Annotated in this window: 21 protein-coding genes; 15 read left to right on the top strand and 6 right to left on the bottom strand. The window is 40.4% G+C overall.

The genetic code is table 11. The features are described from left to right. The first annotated feature begins 221 nt into the window (after positions 1-221). From U2718_RS28380 to U2718_RS28360, 5 genes are all read left to right on the top strand, one after another. A complete protein-coding gene (locus U2718_RS28380) occupies positions 222-977 on the top strand; it encodes a peptidylprolyl isomerase (protein ID WP_341993565.1) in 756 nt (251 codons plus the stop codon). A gap of 248 nt (positions 978-1,225) precedes the next feature. Beyond that, entirely contained in the window at positions 1,226-4,225 is a 3,000-nt protein-coding gene (locus U2718_RS28375; protein ID WP_341993563.1) for a peptidase domain-containing ABC transporter, read from the top strand. A 92-nt stretch (positions 4,226-4,317) separates the two neighbouring features. Continuing rightward, positions 4,318-5,901: an HlyD family efflux transporter periplasmic adaptor subunit gene (locus tag U2718_RS28370; protein ID WP_341993561.1), complete on the top strand. Its 1,584-nt coding sequence runs from the start codon at positions 4,318-4,320 to the stop codon at positions 5,899-5,901. Positions 5,902-6,139: 238 nt separating this feature from the next. Then, positions 6,140-6,703, top strand: coding sequence for a Uma2 family endonuclease (locus U2718_RS28365; protein ID WP_341993559.1), 564 nt, complete (start codon positions 6,140-6,142; stop codon positions 6,701-6,703). Between the two features lie 219 nt (positions 6,704-6,922). Beyond that, complete coding sequence (locus tag U2718_RS28360) at positions 6,923-7,051, top strand: hypothetical protein (protein WP_341993558.1); 129 nt, start codon at positions 6,923-6,925, stop codon at positions 7,049-7,051. On the opposite strand, the gene U2718_RS28355 is transcribed toward U2718_RS28360, so the two are convergent. The 3 genes from U2718_RS28355 to U2718_RS28345 form a co-directional block, all read right to left on the bottom strand. Next, positions 7,023-8,009: an iron-siderophore ABC transporter substrate-binding protein gene (locus U2718_RS28355; protein WP_341993557.1), complete on the bottom strand. Its 987-nt coding sequence runs from the start codon at positions 8,007-8,009 to the stop codon at positions 7,023-7,025. The genes U2718_RS28360 and U2718_RS28355 overlap by 29 nt on opposite strands. Before the next feature lie 43 nt (positions 8,010-8,052). After that, positions 8,053-10,713, bottom strand: coding sequence for a TonB-dependent siderophore receptor (locus tag U2718_RS28350; RefSeq protein ID WP_341993555.1), 2,661 nt, complete (start codon positions 10,711-10,713; stop codon positions 8,053-8,055). A gap of 171 nt (positions 10,714-10,884) precedes the next feature. Further along, on the bottom strand, positions 10,885-11,880 hold the full coding sequence (locus tag U2718_RS28345; RefSeq protein ID WP_341993553.1) for an AraC family transcriptional regulator: 996 nt from the start codon (positions 11,878-11,880) through the stop codon (positions 10,885-10,887). A gap of 533 nt (positions 11,881-12,413) precedes the next feature. Here U2718_RS28345 and U2718_RS28340 point away from each other — a divergent pair. Then, on the top strand, positions 12,414-12,911 hold the full coding sequence (locus tag U2718_RS28340) for a DUF427 domain-containing protein (protein ID WP_341993551.1): 498 nt from the start codon (positions 12,414-12,416) through the stop codon (positions 12,909-12,911). Positions 12,912-13,029: 118 nt separating this feature from the next. Continuing rightward, positions 13,030-14,457, top strand: a complete 1,428-nt coding sequence (locus U2718_RS28335; RefSeq protein WP_341993550.1) for a sodium/proline symporter — start codon at positions 13,030-13,032, stop codon at positions 14,455-14,457. 92 nt (positions 14,458-14,549) lie between these two features. Here U2718_RS28335 and U2718_RS28330 read toward each other — a convergent pair whose 3' ends face one another. Continuing rightward, complete coding sequence (locus U2718_RS28330) at positions 14,550-15,839, bottom strand: pentapeptide repeat-containing protein (protein ID WP_341993549.1); 1,290 nt, start codon at positions 15,837-15,839, stop codon at positions 14,550-14,552. A gap of 691 nt (positions 15,840-16,530) precedes the next feature. Here U2718_RS28330 and ffh point away from each other — a divergent pair. The 7 genes from ffh to U2718_RS28295 all read left to right on the top strand — a co-directional run bounded on the left by ffh (position 16,531) and on the right by U2718_RS28295 (position 21,936). Then, positions 16,531-17,994: a signal recognition particle protein gene (gene ffh, locus U2718_RS28325; protein ID WP_341993547.1), complete on the top strand. Its 1,464-nt coding sequence runs from the start codon at positions 16,531-16,533 to the stop codon at positions 17,992-17,994. Between the two features lie 218 nt (positions 17,995-18,212). After that, positions 18,213-18,473 (top strand): 30S ribosomal protein S16, encoded by a 261-nt coding sequence (rpsP, locus tag U2718_RS28320; RefSeq protein WP_341993546.1) that lies wholly within the window; start codon positions 18,213-18,215, stop codon positions 18,471-18,473. Beyond that, a complete protein-coding gene (locus U2718_RS28315; protein WP_341993545.1) occupies positions 18,436-18,867 on the top strand; it encodes a KH domain-containing protein in 432 nt (143 codons plus the stop codon). Before rpsP ends, U2718_RS28315 begins: the two co-directional genes overlap by 38 nt. A 276-nt stretch (positions 18,868-19,143) precedes the next feature. Further along, positions 19,144-19,317: a 30S ribosomal protein S21 gene (gene rpsU / locus U2718_RS28310; RefSeq protein WP_289790874.1), complete on the top strand. Its 174-nt coding sequence runs from the start codon at positions 19,144-19,146 to the stop codon at positions 19,315-19,317. Positions 19,318-19,693: 376 nt separating this feature from the next. Beyond that, the gene (locus tag U2718_RS28305; RefSeq protein WP_341993543.1) at positions 19,694-20,647 is read left to right on the top strand and encodes a PhoH family protein; all 954 of its coding nucleotides are present in this window, start codon (positions 19,694-19,696) and stop codon (positions 20,645-20,647) included. A 102-nt stretch (positions 20,648-20,749) separates the two neighbouring features. Beyond that, complete coding sequence (locus U2718_RS28300) at positions 20,750-21,157, top strand: ChuX/HutX family heme-like substrate-binding protein (RefSeq protein WP_341993541.1); 408 nt, start codon at positions 20,750-20,752, stop codon at positions 21,155-21,157. Further along, positions 21,157-21,936, top strand: a complete 780-nt coding sequence (locus U2718_RS28295) for a DUF6816 family protein (RefSeq protein WP_341993607.1) — start codon at positions 21,157-21,159, stop codon at positions 21,934-21,936. Before U2718_RS28300 ends, U2718_RS28295 begins: the two co-directional genes overlap by 1 nt. A gap of 21 nt (positions 21,937-21,957) precedes the next feature. On the opposite strand, the gene U2718_RS28290 is transcribed toward U2718_RS28295, so the two are convergent. After that, positions 21,958-22,494, bottom strand: a complete 537-nt coding sequence (locus tag U2718_RS28290; RefSeq protein ID WP_341993540.1) for an SgcJ/EcaC family oxidoreductase — start codon at positions 22,492-22,494, stop codon at positions 21,958-21,960. A 14-nt stretch (positions 22,495-22,508) separates the two neighbouring features. Beyond that, positions 22,509-23,102 carry an SgcJ/EcaC family oxidoreductase gene (locus tag U2718_RS28285; RefSeq protein WP_341993539.1) on the bottom strand — a complete coding sequence of 198 codons (594 nt, stop codon included), beginning with the start codon at positions 23,100-23,102 and terminating at the stop codon, positions 22,509-22,511. Between the two features lie 270 nt (positions 23,103-23,372). On the opposite strand from U2718_RS28285, the gene U2718_RS28280 reads away from it, so the two are divergent. Continuing rightward, positions 23,373-23,855, top strand: a complete 483-nt coding sequence (locus U2718_RS28280; protein WP_341993538.1) for a MarR family transcriptional regulator — start codon at positions 23,373-23,375, stop codon at positions 23,853-23,855. The last annotated feature ends 114 nt before the right edge of the window (positions 23,856-23,969 follow it).

The following is a 23,969-nucleotide window of genomic DNA, read 5'->3' as shown; positions in this document are numbered from 1 at the left end:
TGTGCTTTTCACGAATGATTTAGGACTGCCATAGCGTCTTTTTGATGTCCTAAATTAGGATACACCTCACAAGCATAAATATGGCTTGAGTAGACTGTGCACAATTCCAAACGCACATATTGAGCCTGAATGCAATTCTCTTTTTTTAACCTGAGTTTAACCTTATGTGACTAATTAGTTTGAGAAAATCTACTACTATCGCAACTCCTTTGAAAAGTTTTATGTCTCCAGTTCTGCAAGTAGGCGATCGCATACTGACAGCCACAGAAGTTTTACCACTGTTAGCAGAATATCAACTGTTACCGCAGCTAGTAAAAGAAATAGTAATTAACCAAGCAATAGCAGAAATTGAGTTTACATCAGAGGAGACTAAACTTGCTTGTCAACAATTTGCTCAACAAAATAAACTCACTTCTGATGCTATGCTTCAGCTTTGGTTGCAACAAAATAATATGAGTGTAAAGCAATTTGAGGCGCTGGCTGTTCGACAATTAAAACTAGAAAAATTTAAACAAATCAACTGGGGAAAAGATTTAGATACTTATTTTATTCAACGTAAACCGTTGTTAGATCGCGTTGTTTACTCTCTAATTAGGACTACTGATCTAGGCATCGCCCAAGAACTTTACTTTCGTATCAAGGAAGGAGAACAGTCTTTCACCCAACTAGCGCGAGAATATGCACAAGGCCCAGAAAAGGAAACAGATGGTTTAATTGGCCCTGTGGAGTTACAAACACTTCATCCAGTTTTGGCAAAATTACTGTTAGCAAGTCAACCCCAACAATTATTACCACCTACTCAAGTAGGCGATTGGATTATAATTATTCGCCTAGAAAAATTACTAACAGCTAAGTTAGAACCCTCGATGCGTCAAAGATTAATCAATGAACGTTTTAATCAATGGTTGCAAATGCAAGTTTCAGAACAGAATTGGCAGATTAATCAATCTGAATTAGCTGCTACTACCCATCATTAAAGTTAACAGTTAATGATAATTAACTATTGGCAAAAACTCTATATCAATCTTAAATCATTGATGAAAATCTTCCTTTCTTTTTCTTCGTGTACTAGCCTGATGGGAATTTGCTGCGTGTCTAATGTTTACTTAAACCCATCTGGGCAGAGAGCATAGATGACTTAACTTTATTAAAAACCTTTTAATTAAGCTTCTGCCCTCTGCCTTTCCCGACAAATTAAATAGAACTGTTATAATTTGAAATTATCATGACTTATATTCAAAGCTCTTTCACAAAATTTATTTCTAGTATTGAAGGCTTTAATAAATTACCCTCCACATTAGTCACACATTTCTCTCAACAACTACAACCTTGGCGTTATCGTATCGGTCAAAAAATTCTTGATAAAGAAAGAATACCTGACCGGATAGCAATTCTTTATGAAGGTAAAATACGTTTGTTGGTATATGATCCCCGCACCCAAATGCCAACTACTATAAAATTGCTAGAGCCAGGAGCAATTATTGGCGAAATAAGTTTACTAAGGGATATAGCTTGCGAGAGTGCGATCGCTTCGACGGAAGTCATATGTTTAACAATCAGTTCCACAGACTATTTGCGTTTACTGGATGAGTATTCAGCTTTTAGCGATACTCGCAAAAATCAGTGTCATTTAATCGAAATATTTGATATTTTAGGTGCGCAACAACAAGTACAAGCTCAAGCAAATCTTAATATTAAAGAACTTGCTCAAACTGCATTACCAGAAGCAAAGGTATATTACCTTCCACCAGGTAAAACTTCATTTCACCAGTTAGATAGAGAATACATTTGGTTTGTGAGTGGCGGTGGAGCAATAACTGAATTTCCTGTTGGTTCTCGTTTGGAATCGAGTAATGAACAAGATGTGCTTGAGGTGAAGGGAAAAAATCCAGCGCGTTTAGTTGGGTTAAGTAGCTCAACTTTATTACCTCATAGTTATCAGGTACAAACTTCCACCCAACAGAGTCAATCAAATCATACAGATAATCTTGATATTCCTTACGCACCTCAGGAAGAATCACTGCCAGACTTTACTGCTATCAAGACAGAACAGAAAATCAAAAAGTATCCATTTGTACGTGGCAGGGGAGAATTAAAGAGTGCGATCGCTTGTTTTCAAATGCTGTGCCAACATCTACAAATACCGTTTCGACGGGAAGTTGTTCGCCGCGTTTTGAATGAGCAAATCAAACGTACTGGTAGTATATCTTTTCCTGTTTGTGCCTACTTAGCAGAGTTAATCGGACTTAAGGCACAATTAGTAGATATACCTGTTGCCAATATCACGCGCATCCCTACCCCAGCGTTGATTTCCTATGCTGATAGTTATGCAGTGGTGTATGAAGCAAGCTCGCGTGTTGTTGTTTTAGGTGTACCCGAACAAGGAATTCTGCGCTGGAAACCGACAGAAGTAGTTGCCCAATTAAATGTAGAAGAAAACAGCTATCCACCACAAGTAAAGGTATTGCTACTTTCTCCCAGCAAAACGACACCTCAGGAACGCTTCGGTTTACAATGGTTTATTCCCTATTTATCGCGCTATCGTCGTGTACTGTTAGAAGTATTTATTGCTTCATTTTTTGTGCAATTGGCAGCACTAGCTAACCCACTAGTCATTCAGTTAATTATCGATAAAGTTATTGCTCAAAACAGTATAAATACCTTGCATATTTTAGGTATTTTACTATTAGTAGTAAGCTTATTTGAAGCTGTACTTAGCACACTACGAACTTATTTATTTGTCGATACTACTAATCGCATTGACATGGGGTTAGGTTCAGAAATTATTGACCACTTGTTACGCTTACCTTTACGCTATTTTGAACGTCGTCCTGTTGGAGAACTTTCCACTCGCATAAACGAGTTAGAAAACATTCGCTCTTTTCTCACTGGCACTGCTTTAACAGTGGGTTTAGATGCTCTTTTTTCAGTGGTTTATATCATCGTCATGCTCATTTACAGCTGGCAACTCACGCTAGTTGCTTTAGCAACAATTCCGGTGTTTATAATTATCACTTTAATTGCTTCTCCCACAGTGAGTAAACAACTACGCAGTAAAGCTGAACGCAATGCCCAGACTCAATCTTACTTGGTTGAGGTTATGTCTGGTATTCAAACTGTCAAAGCGCAAAATATTGAAATGCGATCGCGCTTTTCCTGGCAAGAGCGTTATGCTCGTTATGTGGCTGCTGGATTTAAAACTGTAGTTACTTCTACCCTTGCTAATTCTACTAGCAATTTCCTCAATAAACTCAGTAGTTTATTAGTACTTTGGTTAGGTGCTTATTTAGTACTGCAAGGAGAATTAACTTTAGGAGAATTAATTGCCTTTAGAATTATTTCTGGTTATGTTACCAGTCCCATATTACGTTTGGCACAACTTTGGCAAAGTTTTCAAGAAACTGCCTTGTCCTTGGAACGTTTAAGCGATATTGTTGATACACCACAAGAAGCAGAATCAGACCGTTATAATATTCCCTTACCTGCAATCGCAGGAGCGGTAAAATATGAAAATATCTCTTTCCGCTTCAATACAGGTAGTGCGCTACAACTTGATAATGTCAACCTCAATTTTTCTGTCGGTAAATTTGTGGGAATTGTTGGTAAAAGTGGTGCAGGTAAAAGTACTTTAATGAAATTATTAATTCGGTTGTATGAGCCAGAATCCGGCAGGATTTTAGTTGATGGTTATGATATAGCCAAAGTAGAACTTTACTCTCTGCGCCGACAAATTGGTGTAGTTCCTCAAGATACACTGTTATTTGACGGTACAGTTCAAGAAAATATTGCTCTGACGAATCCCGATGCCACAACAGAGGAAATCATCGAAGCTGCCAAAATTGCAGCCGCTCACGAATTTATTATGAACTTACCTAAAGGTTACAATACGCCTGTGGGTGAGAGGGGTACTGCACTTTCTGGTGGGCAAAGACAAAGAATAGCGATCGCGCGTTCAGTTTTACAAAAACCCAAATTATTAGTTCTAGACGAAGCAACCAGCGCCTTAGATTATCCTACAGAACGGCAAGTGTGCCTCAACTTAGCACAAGCTTTTAAAGGAACAACAGTATTTTTCATTACTCATCGTCTCAACACTGTCAGGAATGCAGATATCATCGTCGTCATGGATGGTGGTAGAGTTATTGAACAAGGAAGTCATGCAGAATTAATGGCTTTAAGAGGTCATTATTTTTATTTATTTCAACAGCAAGAAGTGAATGTATAAATTGTAGAGACGCGATATATCGCGTCTCTACAACAGTAATTAGTCATTATGTTGTCTTATTCATCTCACTATCTCCAAATATAGTAACGTCTATGAATCAACTAAATGGAAATAATTCTAACGGCAATCATGAAAATGGAGCAAAATTAGAGAATCAACAGGTGTTAACTCTTGCAGATTCTAAAGCTTCTAAACCTCTTTCAAATCCTTCAAAATCTTATCAAGAAAATTCCTTTGAGCAATCTGTTGTGCTACGTCAATCTCCAGTGTGGTCACGCGCAATCATGATAAGTTTAATTGGATTGGCTTGTTTTGGAATAACTTGGACTTATTTTGCCAAGATTGAGCAAGTAGTTCCCGCTACTGGGCAATTAAAACCAGAAGGAACTGTAAAGGAAATTCAAGCTCCTGTTAATGGAGTAGTAAAAGCTGTTTATGTTAAAGATGGAAAAAAAGTAAAATCTGGTGAATTATTACTAGATTTTGATCCTACTGCTAATAATGCTGAATTAGACTCTTTAAATAAAATTCGTGCTTCTTTAATTCAAGAAATACAAATATATCGGAATTTATTTGCTTCCACGTCTCCTGTTGCAGCCGATGTAGAGCTTTTGCGTGGCAACTTACCGAAAGAAGCTGCTTTTTTGTTGAAGAATCGTGCTGCTTTAGTCGCAGAGAATGAATTGTTACGGAAAGAATTACAGAATTCTCTTTCAGATATCAAAATGGGAGTTGATGAAAAACAACGTCTAGATGCAGCGAAAAGAGAATTAGATTCTCGTTCTACAGCAGCCCAGATGGAAATTGAGCAAATCAAGAAAAGACTTTCGCAAAATCAAATTCAAATATCTGATGCCCAAGCCAGTTTAGCTATAGAATCAAAAATTTTAGATAAAATGAAAACACTATCTGAAGAAGGAGCGATCGCTCAACTTCAGTACCTCCAACAGCAACAAAAAGTACAAAATAATAGCGCACAATTAGCGCAATTAATTGAGGAAAATAAGCGTCTTGAATTTGACATCGAACAAGGAAAAGAAGAATTAAAAAATACAGTATCTGCTTCTGAAAAAAGTGTTTTAGAGAAAATAAGTGATAACAAAAATAAAATTGCTGATATCGATAGTCAGCTAACTAGAATTTTGTTAGAAAATGAAAAGCAGTTAGCTGAAGTTAATAGCAAAATCTCACAAACACGATTGAACACTAAATATCAAAGTCTTCGTGCGCCTGTAGCGGGAACTGTATTCGATTTACAAGCTAATAACCCTGGATTTGTAGCAAATGCCAGCCAGGAACTACTAAAAATTGTACCAAATGATAACTATATTGCTGAAGTTTTGATTACAAATAAAGATATTGGTTTTATTCGCCAGGGTATGAAAGTTGATGTCCGAATTGATTCTTTCCCTTTTAGTGAATTTGGTGACATTAAGGGAACAGTCACTTGGATTGGCTCGGATGCTTTACCACCAGATCAAACCCATCCCTACTATCGCTTTCCAGCCAAAATTAATTTGCATCAACAGTCTTTAAACATTAAAGGTAAAACCATTCCTCTGCAATCGGGAATGTCTATTAGTGCTAACATTAAAGTTCGTGAAGAAAGAACTGTGATGAGTCTATTTACAGAACTGTTCACTAAGCAAATTGAAAGTCTCAAAGAAGTACGTTAGTCAAAGAAAACTCACCATGCAGGTTCTACTCAATAAAGAAATAGCTAAACGTCTAGTTGTAAAGATGTTGGCATTGTTGGGTGTTGCGATAAATCCTGGTAAATAACTCTAGGAGTAGGAATTAGTGGTGGGCGCGCTTATGGCTTTAATATCGGTCGAACTCAAGTTAATTTCCTCTTGCTAAACTTTTAACTAAAGGGAACTAAGTGTTAGCCAAAAAGCCACGAGGAAAGCTTCAATGAATACTGTTGTCCTCAATCTAGAACCGATCGCTCATTTAAGTGATGAGCAATTTTATCAATTGTGTCTTGCCAATCGTGATTTAAGCCTGGAAATGAATGCAGCAGGAGAATTAATTATTGTGCCACCAGTAGGAGGAGAAAGCGGAAATCAAGAAGCTAGACTGATCGCTGATTTAGAAATCTGGAATCGTCAAGCTAAATTAGGCAAAGTCTTTAGTTCTTCGACTATCTTTATCCTGCCGAATGGTGCAAAACGCTCCCCTGATGCGGCTTGGGTAAAATTGGAACGATGGGAAGCTTTAACGCCAGAACAACGAAAAAAATTTCCGCCACTGGTACCCGATTTTCTGATTGAACTGCGTTTTGAGACAGATAGGCTGCAACGTATCCAAGAGAAAATGCAAGAATACATAGAAAATGGTTTGCGTTTGGGATGGCTAATTAATCCCCAAGATGCAAGAGTGGAAATTTACCGCAGTGGAAAAGCTGTAGAAGTTATACAAATGCCAGCGATTCTTTCTGGAGAAGATGTATTACCTGGGTTTGAGTTGCAAGTTTAGGTAGGCGATCGCTTGCACCTATTCCTCGTATCTATTCAATTTTTGCATGAATTCTTGATGTTCAGTGGTAGCTAAACCTGCTTGCAAAATAGATAGCACTGTTGCCATCTCTCCTGACAGTAAAGCTGATCGCCTTCTGACATAGATATAACAACCCAAGCATTACCTTATGTAAAAGTCAGTAGAGTGGAGGATTGCAAATTTCCAGGGATTTTTTTAGTGGTATGGCTGATTTGGATGTTTGGTTGGAAGCGATCGCTGATTACGAGTAATTTAATTGGGTTTGTCTGTATCTTCGCTATGGAGGTTTGCGATCGCGCTATAGGGATTGCGGCACTAAGTATTTAAATAAATCATCAATTACAGCATCAGCAGCTGTCATATCATAACCTGACAACCAACTAGAGCCATTAACAAAATAAACATGATTTTGTTGAACAGCTTTTAGCTTTTTCCAAAGAGGCTTACGTTTAATTTTTTCGAGTAATTGTTTATCACTATCAGTTAAAGTTGCTACGAACAAAATATCACCATCAGCTTTCTCTAATTCTTCTTCAGAAAACTCTGTATATCCCCAAGGTTCAATTACAATATCTTGCGATTCTGGACGTTGTAAACCAACATCACTCAAAATTGAACCTGGAAGTGAGTTTTTTACATAAGTTCCTATTTTACCAATAGAAAAATATACAAAAGATATTTTCTTATCTTGATAACGATTGCCCAGTACATTCTTAAACTCTTGAATCCTTTTTTGATAATTCTGCCAAGCTGCTTTGGCAGTTTCTTGTTTTCCTAAAACCTTAGCTGTGAAGTTGAAATTTCCTTTCCATGTATCGTCTTGCCAACGGTATAATACCGTAGGGGCTATCTTTGATAGTAGAGGATAAATTGCTTCGAGACTATGTCCACCCCAACCGAAAATTAGATCAGGCTGAAGATACAATAATTTTTCTATATTAGGTCTGTCAGCAGTTCCTAATGTTTTTATCCCTTGTGCTTTAGAGTTTAAATATGGAAGAAACTCTCCTTCTTTAAAGAAATCATTTGTGCTAGCAATAGGTTTGACATTGAGAGCTAGTGTATTTCCCAAAGCATCCGGTGCTAAGGTGACAACGCGCTGGGGAGTAGCAGGAACACAAGTTTCTCCCATTAGATGCTTAATAACACGACAGTTTGCAATAGAAGATACCCTGGTTGGGCTAGGTAGATGATTAACTTCTTGAACATAGCAGGCAGTTAGGATAAAAATTACCAAATTTCTCAGTAGGAACAGAGTAATTAATTTATAGTTGTTTTCAAACATAAGATTTTAATTTTAGGTTCTGAAATGTCCGTTCCTTAAAAACCTAAAACTTCCATGAGATTGTTCCTTGCACGGTGAAAGGATTACCTAAATACACATTTTCTCCAGACCCCCAAGCTGTATAATACTCTACATCAAAGAGATTACGGAAATTTAGGGCAGCGCGGAATTGGTCACGCTCATAGAAAATTGCTGCATCGGTACGGAAGTAACTAGGTAGTTCTAAAGTATTAGCCAAATCTGCTGCTACTTCACCAACATAGTAGAAGCCTAAACCAAATCCCAGTCCGCGAAAATCTCCTGTTTGGATTCTGTAGGTTGTCCACAGATTGAATGCGTGATTGGGAGCAGAATATAATCGATTACCCACTGGAATTGTATTATCTTTGGTGACTCTGGCATCGGTGTAGGCATAGCCACCAATAATGTTCCATCCTGGTAGAATTTCGCCACTGATATCCAATTCGATTCCTCGACTTCTTTGTTCTCCAGTTTGAACCGAAAAATTAGGGTTATCAGGATCGGTTGTCGTCACATTGGAGCGAGTTAGATCATAAAAAGCGAGAGTCGTAGAAAGTCTGCTAGTCAAGTCAGCTTTGATACCTACTTCATACTGTGTCCCACGTCCTGGTTGGAATGTTTCTCCCCTAGCAGATGTGCCAATGGTTGGTGTAAAAGATTGAGAATAACTCGCATACAGGGAAATCGGTGCGATCGGTTGATAGACAATCCCCACTCGTGGACTAAATGCGGTGTCTGATTGACTCGTTTCTGTGTTTGCAAGTCGATCCGTTGTGCGCTCCTCAAATATATCTACTCGCCCACCTAGCAGAAGCTTCAAGTTTTCGGCGAGAGTAATTTGGTCTTGGAGGTAGATACCAAGCGTATCTCTGGTTCTGAAACTGTCGGTGCTAGGATCGGGAGAAGCAAAGGTTTGGTCATAGACTGGATTGAAGATGTCTACCGGGATAAGAGGAACACCAAATGCAAAGTTATTACGACTCTCATCTCGACTCAAACTAAAGCCAACTAGAAGTTGATGATTGATCGAGCCAGTGCTGAATTGACCCAGTAAGTTGGTATCAAGATAGTAGGTGTTCGCCAATCCACTGCTAAGAGGAATTGTAGCGATTCGATTTAGCGTGCGATTATCAGCCTCTAAACTAGCGGGAAAAATAAGAGGTACTCCTTCATTATCGCCACCAGCAAACGTATAACGGAAGGCATTTCGCAACTTTAAGTTTTCATTAAATCGATGCTCTAAGCGATACCCAACTCTGCCATTAATAGTTTGGATGTCTTCTGATGGCCCAGTAGGGCTAAAACTACGGCGTACTTTTCCATTGGGGTTCGGTAATACACTACCTACTGCTGGCAATCCGTTGGGTGTTTGTCCAATTCTTTCTTGAATGGTGACATCACCCTCGAAAATGAGGTCTGTATTTTCACCCAAGCTAAAGCTCAAACTAGGAGCAACAGCGAAAATTCTGGCATCGTTAAAGTCAATAAAAGTCTCATTACTTCGATAACCCGCAATTAGTCTGTAGAGAACTGTTCTAGAGTCATTTAAAGGGCCGGAGAGATCGATTGTTCCCTGATAATCGTTATAACTCCCAATCGTTGCGCTGACTTCGTAGAACGGATCGCGCAGTGGTTGTTTAGTCACAAAGTTAATCGTACCACCAATCCCACCCGATGCACTGTCTCCATACAAAACTGAGGCTGGCCCTTTCAGCACTTCTAGGCGTTCCACATTGAAAAAACTAGCATCATTTGTTATTTGTGGATCGGGAAGTCCATTGACGAGAGCAGCAAAAGCCTCGAAGCCTCGAATCGTGAAATAGTCTCTAGTTGAATTACTTCCATACCCAATTGTGTTGACACCGCTGACATTTTCCAATCCGTCTGTGATGGTTCTGGCTTGACGGTCTCGTAGTACCTGTTGTGGTACAACTTGAATTGACTGGGGAATATCACGCAAAGGTGTATCGGTTCTTGTTCCCACTGAAGTGTCTGGTACGCGATACCCATCTTGCTCTCCCGTCACCACCAACTCAATTGGCTCATCCTGTTGCGCTGTGGGTTCCTCTGATTCTTCCCCTTCCTCTTCCCTTGGTGAGGGTAGGGGTGCCGTAGGCGGGGTGGGATTCTGTGCTGCTGTTGCTGTGGACTCTACTGCAAAAATCAACCCGACGTTATCATCAAATAACTCAACGGCAGGTAAAGCTTTTTCTCCAACTACCGTCACCCGCACGGTATTTGCGTCAATATTCGTAACTGTAATTTGGGTTATTCCCTCTATGGGTTTTTCCGATTTAAACGTAAACGCTTTACCCGACGGTAATTGCAATTGTCCACCTGATACATCAACAATAAAATTATTACCTGCACTGCGATTTGTGACTTGCAGTTGCTCCCCTTGGGTTGTCTCTAAAATCACTTCCACACCCTGTGCGGTGGGATTGGCTTTGACTCCTGTAATTACTACTACTTTCCCTGGAGTTGCAGGTGGATTGGTTGGTGTTGATTGTTGTACCAACATTTGCGCTCTGGTTGCGGGAAGTTCGATGTCGCTTAGTTGGGGAATGTTTGGTATTTTTTCCTGTGTCCATCCAGGCTGTGCTGCGATGATCGCACTCAAATATCCCCAAACTCCGACAAAAAACCACAAACTCACACTTACGGTCAAGTCGCAACGCTTCATAATCACTCCCTATTTATACTCCTCACACACCAACTCAAGAAATTTACCCAGCTTCAATCGAAGTTGTTTATTAGATAACTAAATCAACAACTATTGCGAAAAATTATTAACTTGAGTGATGCCGAGTATAAAAGAAAGTTAGCAGCAAAATCTACCCCGAAACGGCAAGCATCATTGCCAAACGGACAATTTCCCCGCCAAGCAATCTCTAGGGGTAATGCCAAATTGACGTTTGAAAGCTGCGGCAAAATGCGAGCAGTTGGAATAACCTACCATCATTGCTACTTCTGCCACAGTCACTTTCCCAGAACACAATAAATTCTTAGCTTTTTCCATTCTTTGGCTAGTCAAATATCCAAAAACAGTTGTGTTAAATAATTCCTGAAATCCCCTGCGGAGAGTTCTTTCACTTACCCCCACAGTTTGCGCTAAATCCCATAGTGATGGCGGATTTTCTAGACTGGAGAGTAAGATTTCCTTGGCGTGATAAATTGAATTGATCGTTTCTATTCGCAAATGTGGGGATGGTTGCGTTTTCCTCTGTTCTGCCAGAATGGGAGCTAGTTGCAATGCCATTAACTCCACTACTTTTGCCTGCAAATATATTCGCTTAGTCGTCCCTTGATAGGGACAATTGACAATTTGCTGTACTACTGATTGGATGGCGGTTGTCGCTTCTGGAAAAACTAATGTCTGCCAGTCGTTACCTTTAGCAAATATTTTCAATTCGGGGAGAATTTCTCCATCTTCTCCAGGAAAAAAAGTTGCCAGCAATTCCGGTGGCATATGAATATCAACAATAACCGTTTTTTGAGATTTGGGACAGAAAAAATTATTAGCCCGTTGAATTCCCCCACCAGAAATAAATGTTGTCCATCTTCTGACTTCCACCAAATCACCTCTGGATGTCTGTGGGAAGAAAACACCAAATTGCAAGGGGTGCTGCCATTCAGGAGTGTGAATTATGAGATCATCATTAAATTCAGATTCCTCTATTTTTAGTTGAAGTTGAGGATAAACTTCAATATATTGTGCATAACCTTTACCCAGTTGCTTAGGCATTTCCCACCAGAACTCAAAGGATGGCAATGCAGATTTACATATAGTGTTTTGTCGTGTCTTTTTCCATAGTTCATCTTCTTCCTCTGCTGTCAGGGTGATAGTCATAAATAAAGGGCTGATAATAAATAGTATGGTTATCAAAAGTTATTGTCATTTTACATGAATATATAAGATTAACAATAATATTTCTCAATAAGTAATGAGAATACCAATATTGCTGCGGTTTTTGCCGTTATTAACCAGAAATGGACGCGATCGCCTTCTGACATAGATATACCAACCCAAGCATTACCTTATGTAAAAGTCAGTAGAGTGGGCGATCACAAATTTCTAGATGATTTCTCGAAGTTATCGAAGAATGGCCTTATTAAATTTTAGGGAAGCAATTAATTTTTCCCATTAAAAATTTTGGGCGTTGCAGAATAAAAATATGAATGAGTGCGATTGCTATGCAATGTCCAAGGTGTACATCAACTCACATTCGTAAGAACGGGAAACATTGAAGATGCAGATAGAGATGTGATCTTTCTGCCCCTTTTAGTCTATATTAAAAAATATTACAATTTATCAAGAGTTATTAAAAAAACTCTTCCTAATCCCCAGTCACTAGTCCCCATTCCCCTTTACAATCTCAAAAGATGGTAAAACCTCAACGCATTGATCCTGCACCCGGACAAGAATCAGTTTGGGACTATCCCCGCCCTCCTCGCCTGGAGGATACAAACAAGCATATCAAAGTCATATTTAATGATGTCATAATTGCAGATACCCATCGTGCCAAGCGTGTTTTAGAAACCAGTCACCCACCTGTATACTACATTCCTCCAGAAGATATCAAAATGGAGTACTTAATCCAGGCACCGCAATCTAGCTTTTGTGAGTGGAAAGGAGGCGCTGGTTACTACACTATCCGCGTGAATCAAAAAGAAGTAAAAAATGCTGCTTGGTTCTATCCCAATCCCACACCAGCCTTTGCAACTATTAAAAACTATGTAGCTTTTTATGCCCACCTCATGGATGCCTGCTACCTCAATGAGGAAAAGGTGCAACCCCAACCAGGCAATTTCTATGGTGGCTGGATTACTAGTGATATTGTCGGGCCTTTTAAAGGTATTGCCGGTAGTTGGGGATGGTGATACTTCCTGAAGTTTGAAAATCTATTCGCAGGTAGATTCTACTTTTTGGTGAAATTAAGGGATGATTTGGTGTGCCTTTAGGAGTGTAAGCTCTCTAACGAAGTTCCCCTAATTCTTTATGGCTAGTCAACTGTCTATTGCAGTAACTTTCATCGCATTTCTTGCCTTAATTATCTTCGTCGGAATCTACTCTGCAACCCATAAGCAAAATACAACTGCTGATTACCTGCTCGCTAGCCGAGGCGTAAATCCTTGGCTCACAGCACTATCAGCAATGTCAACCGGGCAGAGTGGCTTGTTATTTTTGGGTCAGGTTGGCTTTGCCTATAAAATAGGAATCTCTTCTATTTGGTTGGTGATTGGCTGGGCAATAGGAGATTACATTGCCTGGTGGTTTTTTTTCAAACGGTTAAGACAAATTTCTGAGGAAACCTCATCTGACACAGTCTCTGCCTTACTTGCTCATAATACCTCAGGTGCTCGTTGGATTTCTATTGTCTCAGGTGTAATAATTATTGCGTTTCTTGGTTCCTATGCTGCATCACAACTTGTTGCCGGCAGCAAGGCACTAAATGTGGTGTTTGGTTGGGATTACTACTTAGGAATTGTACTTGGAACTATCATTGTCATCATTTATTGTTTTTCTGGAGGTGTGCGCGCCGAAATTTGGACGGATGCAGCCCAAGGGATCATTATGATTGGTTCGTTACTGCTGTTATTGACGGTTGCGATCACTAACGGTGGTGGAGTTGCACAACTGTGGACAAAACTAGCAGCTATTGATCCAAAACTAGTTAGCCTGAGTCCTACAAATCTTCCTCTAGGCTTTATACCCTTTTTGTTTGGTTGGATTGTAGCTGGATTTGGTGTGGTAGGACAACCTCATATCCTGACACGAGCAATGGCGATTGACTCACCTGACAATGTGAATCAAGCTCTTTATATCAAAACTATTTGCGGTTTAGTGAATTCTTTTTCTGCGATCGGTGTAGGTTTAGCAGCACGAGTTCTTTTACCTGGATTGATGGATGGGGGAGATCCAGAGTTAGCTTTGCCCTATCTTGCCCAGGAGTTGTTGCCCTCTATCTTTGTTGGGCTTATGCTAGCAGGAGTGTTTGCTGCTACCATGTCTACCGCCGATTCACAGATTCTTTGTTGTTCAGCAGCACTCACCCAAGACATTTTTCCTAATTTTGCCAACTCTTATAAATTAGTCAAGCTCGGAACCTTGACTGTAGCAATGATTGTTTTAAGTATTGCTCTAGCAGGTGATGATAATGTCTTCCTATTGGTTACATTTTCTTGGTCAGCTTTAGCTTCTGGTCTAGGCCCATTACTAATATTACGTGTTTGGCAATTACCTGTAAGTACATTTGTAGCGCTGTTGATGATGGCTGTTGGCATTACTGCTGCCATGATTTGGAGTTTAGTATTTAAATGGTCAAGTGTTGTGTACGAAGTGCTTCCAGGCATGGCTGCTAGTACCTTAGTTTACTTGGTTGCTCGGCTGATGAATGCCAATCCATTTCTAGAGAGAAAAAGATAGGTTAAATGCCATTGAATATCGGATGTATTGATATGACAAAAGCGATCGCCACGACTACTCCAGATGAGCGATCGCCTAAATCATCTTCAAAACTAATCTTCAAAAATTGCTCCTTGTTGTTTTAGCTGTTGCTTTATCTCAACAGACAGCCCTTGATTTCCACCAAATTGAGCATTTTCTAATATTGCCCCTTTAAATCTAACACCACTCAAATCGACATTTCTAAAGTCGGTATCCTGAAGATTGGCATCCTGAAAATCGGCATTTTTAATATCTTTACCCTCAAGCCCTTGATTGACAATCTCCCAAACTAAACGCCATTTCCAATCCAGTTTTGTTGCCTGATTAATTTTGACATTTTTTAAGTTAGCACCAGTGAGATTAGCACCAGTAAGATTAGCGCCTTCCAAGTTAGCATTCTCTAGGTTGGCATCGGTAAGATCCGCATGATTAAAGCTAACACCAACTAACTGAGCAAAACTGATGTCAACATTCTTCAACTTGGCATTCTTTAACTTGGCATTGCTGAGTTGAGCCTTCTTGAGAACTGCATTACTAAGATTGGCATTATTCAACTTAGCATTACTCAGATAAGCACTACTCAGATTGGCACCTGCTAATTGAGCATTGTTCAGGTTCCCATTCCATAAATAAACACCATTAAGATTGGCATTTTTGAAATTTGTATTTACTAACTGAGCATTGCTGAGGTTAGCACCACTAAAATTAGCACCTACTAACTGAGCATTACTAAGGTTGGCATTACCAAGGTTCGCATCTGTTAAATCGGCATTGCTAAGATTGGCACCTGCTAGTCGAGCATTATTAAGGTTAGCGCCGACTAAATGAGTCTCCTCAAGCCGAGCGTCTTCGAGATTAGCATTACTGAGATTTGCACCTCTCAAATTAGCATTTCTCAAATTGGCATTTTTTAGGTTTGTACCACTAAGATAAACCGCGTCAAGATTTATGTCTGCCAACTGAGCGTCACTCAAGTCTGCAAGAATAAAAGTTACATTGCTACTAGTTTTGTTTTCTGTTTTTTGGTTAAGAATTTTTTGGAGAGAATTCTGAATTATGCTAAATTCTTTTATTTTATTATTTTCTATATTTTTAATGCTATTACTATCCACAAAATCATCTAATAGATTTTTAGCACGAGAATTTTCTATTTCTTTTTGAGATTCTTTTTTTTGCTGCCGCTGCTGGTACCAAAAAAACAATAAAATACTTAAGCAATAACTTAAAATTAGTAAAAATGCTAATAATCTATCCTTGATTATGCTTAGAATAACTGTTAAACCTAATCCAAATAAACATATTTGTTTAAATGACATCAATCCTTCGTATACATTAATATCTTTAAGCTTGGCTATAGTCATTCCAAAATCTCCATTCACAGTACTAAAACTACTTAGATATGCTTATGAATTTATTTGAATTGCACATACAAAGACAATCAAAATAAATTAATTTACCTAGAAGTTATTTATTAATTAATTACTCAATAATTTTTGGTTATTTAGAGCTAAGAAATGATATAAACAGTTGTCAAATCTACATATCAAGATTATTATTATGCGAGACTTATAAACTTAATCTCACTGAAATTAGTTTTTACTTCTCAATATTGTTGAATAAAAAACAATATGTTTACTATAATTTTTTGTAGATTTTATTAAAAATCAAAATATGTTTTCAATATATTAATTTGTTTTTTAGCAAGATGATTATGATTAATTAAACGCCTATAATTAAGCTATCACAAAATATAAAGAAAGTAAAATTTAGTATAAAAAGCTACAGTTTAGTAGGATTCAGGAATTTGTGCGATCGCCATGCGCCACGGTGGAAGCAAAAAGCTCCAAAGCCTAGTGCTCAACTTTAAGTTGCCTCAAAAATATGAAAGGGAAAAGCTCCTTAGTACTCTGTCGCAACAGTTGCTCAGGAAAACTACTAAGCTGGTAAATAGCACCTTAAATTCTCAACCAAACTTCTGAGCGACGTGCCAGTCGCCACCCAAAGGGGAAGAAACTTTAGCTGGCTAACTACCTGTAAACAAATTTAATCATTATGTTTGATGCACTTGCTGACCGTTTAGAATCTGCCTGGAAAAAACTGCGGGGACAGGACAAAATTTCCCAATCCAATATTCAAGATGCCTTGCGGGAAGTTCGCCGTGCCTTGTTGGAGGCAGATGTTAATCTCCAGGTAGTCAAAGAATTTATTAGCGAGATTGAAGCCAAAGCACAGGGAGCCGAGGTAATTGCTGGAGTACGCCCCGATCAACAGTTCATCAAGATTGTATACGATGAGTTGGTACAGGTAATGGGGGAAACCAACATACCCCTAGCGCAAGCAGAAAATAAACCTACGGTTGTGCTGATGGCTGGGTTGCAGGGTACAGGAAAAACCACTGCAACTGCTAAGTTAGCATTACATTTACGGAAATTAGATCGCAGCTGCTTAATGGTAGCAACAGACGTATATCGCCCAGCAGCGATCGACCAACTCGTAACCTTGGGTAAGCAAATCGAAGTTCCAGTATTTGAAATGGGAAGCGATGCCGATCCCGTTGAGATTGCACGGCAGGGTGTAGAGCGTGGCACATTAGAAGGAGTCGATACCGTAATCATTGATACTGCCGGACGTCTGCAAATTGACGCAGATATGATGGCAGAGTTAATCCGCATTAAGCAAACAGTTCAGCCTGATGAAACTCTGTTGGTGGTTGATGCGATGACCGGGCAAGAAGCAGCAAATCTTACCCGCACATTCCACGAACAGGTTGGTATTACTGGTGCAATTCTTACCAAACTCGATGGTGATAGTCGTGGCGGTGCAGCACTATCTGTACGACGGATTTCCGGAGCGCCGATTAAGTTTGTTGGTGTCGGAGAAAAAGTTGAAGCTCTGCAACCGTTTTATCCCGATCGCATGGCATCGCGAATTCTTGGAATGGGTGATGTCTTAACTCTGGTAGAAAAAGCCCAAGAAGAAATTGATCTTGCCGATGCTGAGAAAATGCAGGAGAAAATCCTGGCAGCAAAGTTCGATTTTACCGACTTTCTCAAACAGCTGCGCTTGCTGAAAAATATGGGTTCCCTGGGAGGCATCATTAAGATGATCCCCGGAATGAACAAGCTCACAGACGATCAGCTCCAAAAAGGCGAAACTCAGCTCAAACGCTGTGAAGCGATGATTAATTCCATGACTCCCCAAGAGCGCAAAAACCCAGACTTGTTAGCAAGTTCGCCCAGTCGGCGGCGACGGGTTGCAGCCGGGAGTGGCTATAAAGAGCCGGATGTTAGCAAGCTAGTCAGTGACTTTCAAAAAATGCGTTCGATGATGCAGCAAATGGGGCAAGGCCACTTTCCTGGTATGCCGGGAATGTTTGGCGGTGGCATGGGAGGCGATCCTTACGCTGCTGCTGGCAATCGTCCCGCTCCCCCAGGATGGCGGGGTTATGGTGGCGCTGCCAGCGCGAAAAAGAAGCCTAAAAAGGACAAAAAGAAGAAAGGCTTTGGTACTTTATAGTCATAGGCTTACCGAGCAAGTCAAAGGACAAACAACTTGAGCAAGTGCTAAAATTAGCATTTCGGCATTATTAAGTTATGATCCTTTAAAAAGAGGAACTAACACGAAACTAATGAACAATTGCTTGGGTAAAAATAACCTCATAGTAATTGCTCCTTGGAAACCAACTAACTAGCTACAAACTCATCACCAACGATTAGGAGAACAATCTCTCAACCATGATTAAACTGCGCTTGAAACGATACGGCAAAAAGCGGGAAGCAAGCTATCGCATAATCGCTATTAACAGCCTCGCTCGCCGCGATGGTCGTCCGCTAGAAGAACTAGGATTCTACAACCCTAGAACTGACGAAGTACGACTAGATGTTCCCGGCATCGTCAAGCGACTACAACAAGGTGCTCAACCGACTGACACCGTGCGTCGCATCCTACAAAAAGCTAATGTCTTTGAACAGGTCAGTGCAAAAGCCGCTTCTTAAAGTCGCAACAAAATCCCCAACGATCAGCCCTGACTACGTTGGGTTAATACGGTTTTTAATACAACCGTTTTTAGAATCGCCTGATTCTTTGAGCGTCGATTGTGAAATGTATCACACCCACAAGCGGGCTTGGATTCGCATCGCTTTTGAAAGCACAGATAAGGGAAAAGTGTTTGGTCGGGGAGGACGCAATATCCAGGCTATTCGTACAGTCATTGCCGCTGCTGCTGAAGCCGCTGGTCACTCAGTATACTTAGATATTTATGGCAGCAATGATATTGGTCGAGAGGGCGTTTCTTTTGAACAAGAAGGGGAAGAGCGATTACCGCAACCCAGATCTAAAGAACGACGTGGAAACGGAACTCGCCCTGTTGTTAAATCCCGTTCTCTATAAGTTTAAATTAGAGAACACACAGGAGTAGAAATCAACAAGTTTATTGTGTCTTTTCTAACTCCCTGATCAATGGCCAAATTTGGTACACTGGCATCGATAGGGTGAGATACTCTCACTAGCAAACGCTTAGACTAATGAGCGCTCATGCATCAAACTTCCTTGCTGTAACCACCAGACGGAAGTTTGCAAACAGCAAAAGCCAGCGATGAAACGCTTGTGGTGAACAAGTGGAGTTAAGTGACTCAGATGATCTCTGTAAGGAGGTGAAACCAGGGAGTGGCTGAAGTCCGTTTGGGTGAGAACGAGTCGATTGACTCGGCACTAAGACGTTTTAAAAAGAAAATTCAAAAAGCTGGGATTTTATCCGAAGTCAAGCGGCGAGAAAGATATGAAAAACCCAGTCTACGCCGTAAGCGGAAAGCGGAAACCGTACGAAAAGGTATCCGCTAGTAGATCAAAACCATGTTTTGGTGAAGGTAATTAGCCAAAGTCATTGGTACAACAAAAGGTTTGAGTGCAGTTGTAACTCAACCCAACAACAGTAGAGACGTGGAGGCTTTGCTTCGGATTAAGAGGCTGCTCGCGCCTCTACTTTTTATCCATACGTGTTTGTAGTTTTACCACTTATACCAATTTAGGATTTTAGATTTTGGAGTAAAACCATCTATTAACAGGCTATTCCAAAATTTTGAAACAAGACTCCCGCTCGCCAATTGGTATTAGGCAGTAGTTAATTTAAATATAGTATTGTGCTTTACCCTCTGAATTTGAATATTAAATTTTGTCAAATCTATCAAAAAAAGGTTTTCATAAATCAGTAAATACTATGGCAGAAGCCTTTACCATTGAACTGCCGAATGTCACAAGTGCGATCGCTTTAGCAGGACAAGGAGAAGAAAATCTCAAAATTCTCTCTAAGCAAACAGGAGCGACACTAGTACTACGCGGACAAGAACTCCTGATTTCCGGTACAGACAAGCAGATTGATTTAGCTTCTCGATTAGTGCGATCGCTTGAAGACTTGTGGAGCAAAGGCAATATTGTTTCCAGCGCCGATATTCTCACAGCCCGTCAAGCCCTCGACACCCATCGAGAAGGAGAACTACAAGATTTACAGCGAGATATTCTCGCTAAAACTCGTCGAGGCGAAGAAATTCGTGCCAAAACTTTTCGGCAAAGACAATACATCCAGGCTCTACGCAAACACGACTTAATTTTCTGCACAGGCCCAGCTGGTACTGGTAAGACTTTTCTTGCTGTTGTGGTAGCCGTACAAGCACTCCTTGCGAACCATTTTGACAAACTGATTTTAACTCGTCCTGCTGTCGAAGCAGGTGAAAGACTCGGTTTTTTACCTGGAGACTTGCAGCAGAAGGTTAATCCCTATCTCCGTCCACTCTACGATGCTATCAATGAATTTATCGACCCAGAAAAAGTACCATCTTTGCTGGAAAGAGGTGTGATTGAAGTTGCTCCTTTAGCTTATATGCGAGGACGCACACTTAATAACGCTTTTGTAATTGTCGATGAAGCTCAAAATACCACACCATCTCAGATCAAAATGGTTCTGACTCGCTTAGGCTTTAATTCTCGGATGGTGGTAACAGGTGATATGACACAAACCGACTTAGCAGCACACCAAGAGTCTGGATTAGCAGTAGCTTTACAAATTTTAAAACATGTAGAAGGCATTTACTTCTCCGAATTTACCCAAAAAGATGTCGTGCGCCATCCCCTAGTTCAGCGTATTGTAAATGCATACGAACAGTATGAAAAATAGACAATACTCAATAGTCAATAGTCATTGGTCATTGGTCATTTGTATTTAGCTAATGACTGATGACAAATGACAAATGACTAATAACAAAGGACAAAGGACATTATGACAGCAACTTTAAAAGAATTTTTGGAGGCTTGCGAAACTTTAGGAACTTTGCGCTTAATTGTCACTAGTAGCGCCGCAGTCTTAGAAGCACGTGGCAAGATCCAAAAACTGTTTTATGCAGAACTGCCTAAAGGTAAATATGCAAATATGCATACAGAAGGTTTTGAATTTCACTTGAATATGGATAAAATTACGGAAGTGAAATTTGAAACAGGCGAAGCCAAACGAGGCAATTTTACTACCTATGCTGTTCGATTGTTAGATGAAAAACAGGAGCCTGCTTTGAGTTTATTTTTACAGTGGGGGAAGCCGGGTGAATATGAACCAGGGCAGGTAGAAGCTTGGCAGGCTCTGCGAAAACAGTATGGAGAAGTATGGCAACCTGCACCCGTGTTAGAGATCTGATGATTGCTATGAGGGTAATTTGGAGTTTTTGCTTGATATTTTTATTCCTGCTGGGAACAGCAGAAGCAACAGCAGGAGAATTAACCGAGCATTTAGAGAATTTTCCGAAATGGGAGAAAATATCTTCAGTTCAACCAGCAGTGGGAGATTTAGCTTATCCTGATTGGATGGGGGGTGATTGGCTCTTAAAAAGCACACTTGTAGATTTAGTTGCACCCTTGGCTCCTGATATTGTTACACCCGGATTTGAAGGTAATCGTCAATATCTCCAAGTTCCTATTAGTTTTCCAGTGCGATTTGTGCAAGAAAAAAGCTTTGTTTCTGGGTTAAAACTTCTTCCTCGCCCAAGCGAAAAAGCAGCAATAGTGGCGGATAGGGTATTTAATGGCTTAAATTTGGCACGGGCTTATTTAGGTGAAACAGCAGTTTTATCAGTTAAAGTCGATCCAGATTCACCCAATCGTCAAATTACTTTTTTAAGGGGCGAACGCCAGTTAGTTTCCATTGTTTCTGCACGGGCTACAGAAACTACATCTGATGGCAGGTTTATTGCTACAGAAGTGTTTCAACAATTATTTAAAGGTGGTAAAAGTCCCTATTTCAACTCTGTAGAATCCACAACAGCCTACCGCAAATTACCAACATCAAACCCAGCAATAGAAGCAGATCAAGTTACTGCTGTCTACCTTTCACCGCAAGATCCAGATTACTTTAAAGCTGGTTCTCGTCCAGTTGCTCTTTATCGATATCGCTTGGAATTTTTTCCAACAGGGGTTTAAGGATGAATGGAGAAATTTTAGCTAACGACTAAAACGTAAGGCGATGGTGCGAGCGGGGATAGCGGCAGCTTCGCTGCTGCCCCCGCCGCACCCGCCAGAGGCGATCACACATAGCACCCATTGCAACCAGTTACGATGCTGCACTCTAGTAATATGAAATGCAGTTAAAATCCATCCATTGTCACGTTTGACGGCAACAAAAGTCTCAATCGACTCTCGCATTGATGAAACCTCTGTTCGCCAGGAATCGACTATTCTGTAATTTGCGTGTACCAAAGCTATTTCGGAACTTAAAAACCGCATACTCTTGATCTCACCCTTGAGATCCGTCCCCCTCAAGAACGTATCAAAAAGTTGCTGATGGGAAGAAGCAATCTCCTGACGTCCTTTGAAGTGTGTACCATTGAAGGCGATGTAATCTGCATCTTCGGTAAACACAGCAGCATAGGCAGTACCATCGCTTCTCCTCCAAGCATCAACCATTTGCTGCACAACTGCGCGAATAGCAGTCTCGTCAGTCGGATTTGAGGTAAGTATTGGAGATGTTTGTAAACTCATCGCGTATTCCTCATCTATCTTTTCTGTGTGAGTCCTTGAATGTCAATCACAAAGCCGAAATCGTCTCCTTCGGTTTTTTGCACCGGAGCATTGTGAAATGCCACAATCTCCCACTTGCCTTGCTGTTTCTGCATCACGGTGGTGATAATATTGTTCGCTCTTTTGTCTGGCTGACTCTTTAGATAGGATTGGCTTTCAATATGGGCTATTGCTACCTGGGGAGTTAAGAAGCGGATTTTCGCAACGTTTAGCTTTATACCTACTTCTCCAAGATTACCCCCTAGAGAACTTGTGCGATCGCCATCGTAGAGCGCCTGGTGTGCGCGAGCATTCGCTTCCCGTGTTTGATTCGGCAAGAATTTACCATCAATGACAATGTAGTCGTGTTCTTTGGCAAACGCAGAGGCGAACATCTGTCCATTTTTGGAATTTTGTCCATCCTGCATTTTCTGCACAACTTGCCGAATCGCAGTTTCGTCTACTTTTTGAGCAGATGTCGTATGAGCCTCACCTGCAAAGGTAGTTTTTGCAGATGCCAAGAGCGTATATGGAAGCAGAGTTCCTGCCAGCAGCAAAAGGCTGGCGAATTGGGTAATTCTCAGTGGCATAAATTTTTCCTTATTGGTGATACAATCTTAGTATCTAATATTCTTAAATTATTTATATCTTACTTTAGAAACATCTTAGTAGCTAAATTAATTAACAACTAATATCAATTTGAACAATAATTGCGACAGATGGAAATCTGAAACGCTCATATAGTAAATGTTTCACAATCATGTCACTTGCACTCAACAAAGAAATCTCCAAGAGCGCAGTGGCTCCAAAATCTAAAATCCAAAATCTACAATCCAAAATGGTATGAGCGGAGATATGAGATGATGCCAAGCGAGCAATTAAAACGTGCCGAGTTAGCCGAGGCACTGAATTGGGCAGGGCGGGAACTCAGTGCAGCAACTGTGCTGTTCCATAGTGCGATCGCAGAAAAACTCGGACTGAATACCACCGATCACAAGTGTGCAGATATCCTTGCTCAAACAGGGGCAATCACCGCAGGCGAACTTGCTGAACGAACAGGATTAACTACTGGAGCGATTACGGGTGTTGTCGATCGACTTGAAAAGGCTGGCTTTGTGAGGCGTGAAAGAGATCCAAGCGATCGGCGGCAAGTTATCATCCAGCCCATTCAAGAAGAAATGGAGCGTCAGATTGCTCCGTTGTTCGGTTCAATGGGACAAGCGATAGCTGAGTTGTACTCAAACTACAGCGATCAAGAACTTGCACTGATCTTAGACTTTATGAATAAGAGCACCAAAGTACTTCAACAGGAAGCTACAAAACTACGAGAGGAGATTCATTAGTACAAATTTAGCCATTTTGCAACATGACTGAAATCGCTGTATTCCTTTACTGTTCCTTGTTCCCTTGCCTCCTTCAAAAGTATGATTTGCTCATTAGCCTCTTGACTACAATGT

The sequence above is a fragment of the Chlorogloeopsis sp. ULAP02 genome, from assembly GCF_038404745.2.
Lineage (GTDB): Bacteria > Cyanobacteriota > Cyanobacteriia > Cyanobacteriales > Nostocaceae > Chlorogloeopsis.
Note: the sequence above shows the minus strand (reverse complement) of the source record. Positions and strands in the feature narration are given on the sequence as shown.

Coding starts and splice junctions, on each gene's coding strand:
- U2718_RS28380 (WP_341993565.1), top strand. CDS start 222: ATGTCTCCAGTTCTGCAAGTAGGCGATCGCATACTGACAGCCACAGAA.
- U2718_RS28375 (WP_341993563.1), top strand. CDS start 1,226: ATGACTTATATTCAAAGCTCTTTCACAAAATTTATTTCTAGTATTGAA.
- U2718_RS28370 (WP_341993561.1), top strand. CDS start 4,318: ATGAATCAACTAAATGGAAATAATTCTAACGGCAATCATGAAAATGGA.
- U2718_RS28365 (WP_341993559.1), top strand. CDS start 6,140: ATGAATACTGTTGTCCTCAATCTAGAACCGATCGCTCATTTAAGTGAT.
- U2718_RS28355 (WP_341993557.1), bottom strand. CDS start 8,009: ATGTTTGAAAACAACTATAAATTAATTACTCTGTTCCTACTGAGAAAT.
- U2718_RS28350 (WP_341993555.1), bottom strand. CDS start 10,713: ATGAAGCGTTGCGACTTGACCGTAAGTGTGAGTTTGTGGTTTTTTGTC.
- U2718_RS28345 (WP_341993553.1), bottom strand. CDS start 11,880: ATGACTATCACCCTGACAGCAGAGGAAGAAGATGAACTATGGAAAAAG.
- U2718_RS28340 (WP_341993551.1), top strand. CDS start 12,414: ATGGTAAAACCTCAACGCATTGATCCTGCACCCGGACAAGAATCAGTT.
- U2718_RS28335 (WP_341993550.1), top strand. CDS start 13,030: ATGGCTAGTCAACTGTCTATTGCAGTAACTTTCATCGCATTTCTTGCC.
- U2718_RS28330 (WP_341993549.1), bottom strand. CDS start 15,839: ATGACTATAGCCAAGCTTAAAGATATTAATGTATACGAAGGATTGATG.
- ffh (WP_341993547.1), top strand. CDS start 16,531: ATGTTTGATGCACTTGCTGACCGTTTAGAATCTGCCTGGAAAAAACTG.
- rpsP (WP_341993546.1), top strand. CDS start 18,213: ATGATTAAACTGCGCTTGAAACGATACGGCAAAAAGCGGGAAGCAAGC.
- U2718_RS28315 (WP_341993545.1), top strand. CDS start 18,436: ATGTCTTTGAACAGGTCAGTGCAAAAGCCGCTTCTTAAAGTCGCAACA.
- U2718_RS28305 (WP_341993543.1), top strand. CDS start 19,694: ATGGCAGAAGCCTTTACCATTGAACTGCCGAATGTCACAAGTGCGATC.
- U2718_RS28300 (WP_341993541.1), top strand. CDS start 20,750: ATGACAGCAACTTTAAAAGAATTTTTGGAGGCTTGCGAAACTTTAGGA.
- U2718_RS28295 (WP_341993607.1), top strand. CDS start 21,157: ATGATTGCTATGAGGGTAATTTGGAGTTTTTGCTTGATATTTTTATTC.
- U2718_RS28290 (WP_341993540.1), bottom strand. CDS start 22,494: ATGAGTTTACAAACATCTCCAATACTTACCTCAAATCCGACTGACGAG.
- U2718_RS28285 (WP_341993539.1), bottom strand. CDS start 23,102: ATGCCACTGAGAATTACCCAATTCGCCAGCCTTTTGCTGCTGGCAGGA.
- U2718_RS28280 (WP_341993538.1), top strand. CDS start 23,373: ATGATGCCAAGCGAGCAATTAAAACGTGCCGAGTTAGCCGAGGCACTG.